The sequence below is a fragment of the Pseudoalteromonas sp. SANK 73390 genome (genome assembly GCF_054966645.1).
On sequence record NZ_ARPN01000147.1, the window covers coordinates 1 to 2139 of the forward strand.

At 41.5% G+C, this 2139-nt stretch carries 4 protein-coding genes; all 4 read left to right on the forward strand.

The window, feature by feature from the left end:
* Positions 1–248 (forward strand): transposase (locus SANK73390_RS18560; protein WP_462767873.1); only part of this gene is annotated, 248 nt, incomplete at its 5' end.
* 335 nt (positions 249–583) lie between these two features.
* Positions 584–964: a hypothetical protein gene (locus SANK73390_RS18565; RefSeq protein ID WP_462767874.1), complete on the forward strand. Its 381-nt coding sequence runs from the start codon at positions 584–586 to the stop codon at positions 962–964.
* Positions 965–1125: 161 nt separating this feature from the next.
* Positions 1126–1302 (forward strand): phage integrase N-terminal SAM-like domain-containing protein, encoded by a 177-nt coding sequence (locus SANK73390_RS18570; protein WP_462767875.1) that lies wholly within the window; start codon positions 1126–1128, stop codon positions 1300–1302.
* A gap of 89 nt (positions 1303–1391) precedes the next feature.
* Positions 1392–2114 carry an IS4 family transposase gene (locus SANK73390_RS18575; protein WP_462767876.1) on the forward strand — a complete coding sequence of 241 codons (723 nt, stop codon included), beginning with the start codon at positions 1392–1394 and terminating at the stop codon, positions 2112–2114.
* Positions 2115–2139: the final 25 nt, after the last annotated feature.

The window sequence follows — 2139 nt, forward strand, 5'->3', positions numbered from 1 at the left end:
AGCATGTGCTACCCAAAGGGTTTATGCGTATTCGTCACTATGGTTTTTTAGCCAATGCATGTTGCAAGCGAAAGTTGGCGTTGATAAAGGCGCAAGGGCCCAATATAGGTAAAGTGAAGAAGAAAAAGGCAGAGGCCGCGTTATCACACTCCCACTGGCCTTGTGAAGTATGCAAAATCGGGGGTTTACGATTTAAAGAAATGGTTAATTCAAGTGAAGAGATAATGAAATTAACACGAACGAGCTAGCAGCAGAGCTTGCTGAATGATATCAACGGGTTAACCTGCTTAAGTGTTCGGGCTAAAAAGTGCGTGTGCGGTTAAAATATCATTGATAAAGCAGCGAAAATTAGCTCTAATGACAAGATAAAAAGTACTGAGTCACGCAGGGATAGCTTAAGCGCGATAGGCAGGCTGATAAAGTAGGCTCGAGGCAAGTTACGCCACTAAAAGCAAATTCCCATAGCATAAATAACACCAACTCTGACACATCGAGCAGGTAGCGGCTCAGTCCAACAAGCGATTATGCAGCACAAACAACGTGCCGCATAAATACTAAATAGTTATGTGGCAAAGAGGGAACTATGACAAATGAAGAACTGAAAATTTATAATTTGGTGCGTTCTGAGCTGTGTGATGACTTGATTCCACTTCAATATAAGAACGTGTTAGAACACTCAATGTGTGGTCATTGCCACCACGCATCATTAGCAATGTACAACCTCCTAGGGGGCAGTAGATCGGGATATAAGCTGCAAAAAGCAACAGATGAAAAAGGAATAATTCATTATTGGTTGCTTTCCCCGACAGATGAAATCATTGATCCAACCGTCGAACAATATACTGATTTAGGACGTCCTTTACCTTACGTAAATAAGGTTGATAATCGTGCAAGTTATCGAAAAACTGTAGCTACAAAGAAAATCATCTCGGCCGTAGAGCTACAATTGGGAACAGCCACATAACAAAGCGTTTAAGGCAGATTCGCAACGCTCGGCAGTTTAAGGTTAAGTGGTAGCGTTGCTCACTACTTAACGCGGCGTTGAACTAAGCCGCTACGCGGAGATCCTATTCTCAGCATTTGAGCCACACTTTCTCTGAGTTATTTCACAACTTAGAGGTAAAAATGAACACACTCATTGAACAGGTCAAGGCAGAAATACACTATCGAGGTTATTCAGATAGAACAGGTAAAAGTTATTGCGCGCACTTACTTAAACTCAGTCATTATTTTAATAAACCGCTCGATTCGATTACTGATGACGAACTTAACGCCTTTTTAAAGACCCCGCTATTCGCATAATGCTGATCAGTTAAGAAATAAACAGATCAGTTGACCGATCTTTAAAAGGGTTCAGAATCCGATATTAGGAAACTAATATCGGATTTTTTATGCCCCTTTCTAATCATTTTAACAACTTGTCTTCATTTTTAGATGATGTTCACACATTGGATAAATTAAAGAGTGTCCTTGACGCGGATATACTTGAGCAGGCTTTCGCGCATGCTGGAGTAGCCACCGTGCGACGAAGAAGGTTGCCGTTAGAAGCCATCATGTGGTCAGTCATTGGTATGAGTTTATTTCGTAACGAAACAGTATGGGATATTGCTAGCCGATTAGATATTACTCTGCCAGGGAAGAGTAAACTTGTTGCGCCCAGCGCCTTGGTTCAAGGTCGTCAACGCTTAGGCGTAGATGCGGTACAACACTCGTTTCAGTTACTAGCGCAAAGAACATTTTACGAAAACGCTTTTGAACAGTGGTGTGGACTGAATTTGTTAGCTGTTGATGGGGTAAGTTTCAGAACACAAGATAATGATGAAAATCGCAATGCATTCGGTAGTGACAGTAACCAATTTGGTGAGGGCAGCTATCCTCAAATCAGGATGTGTAGTTTGATGGAAGTGTCGAGTCATCTTTTATTGGATAGTAGCTTTGATGCTCGTCATGTAGGGGAAATGACGCTTGCAAAAAGACTTTTACCTTCTGTTCCAGATGATTCTTTAACGTTGTTTGATCGAGGCTACTATTCTTTAAGCCTTTTATATCAATGGCAAACTCAAGGGCAGAATACACACTGGATGCTGCCTGCTAGGAAGGATTTACAATACTAGGTCGAGCGTAACATTAGCGATAACG

Coding starts and splice junctions, on each gene's coding strand:
- SANK73390_RS18570 (WP_462767875.1), top strand. CDS start 1,126: ATGAACACACTCATTGAACAGGTCAAGGCAGAAATACACTATCGAGGT.
- SANK73390_RS18575 (WP_462767876.1), top strand. CDS start 1,392: ATGCCCCTTTCTAATCATTTTAACAACTTGTCTTCATTTTTAGATGAT.
- SANK73390_RS18565 (WP_462767874.1), top strand. CDS start 584: ATGACAAATGAAGAACTGAAAATTTATAATTTGGTGCGTTCTGAGCTG.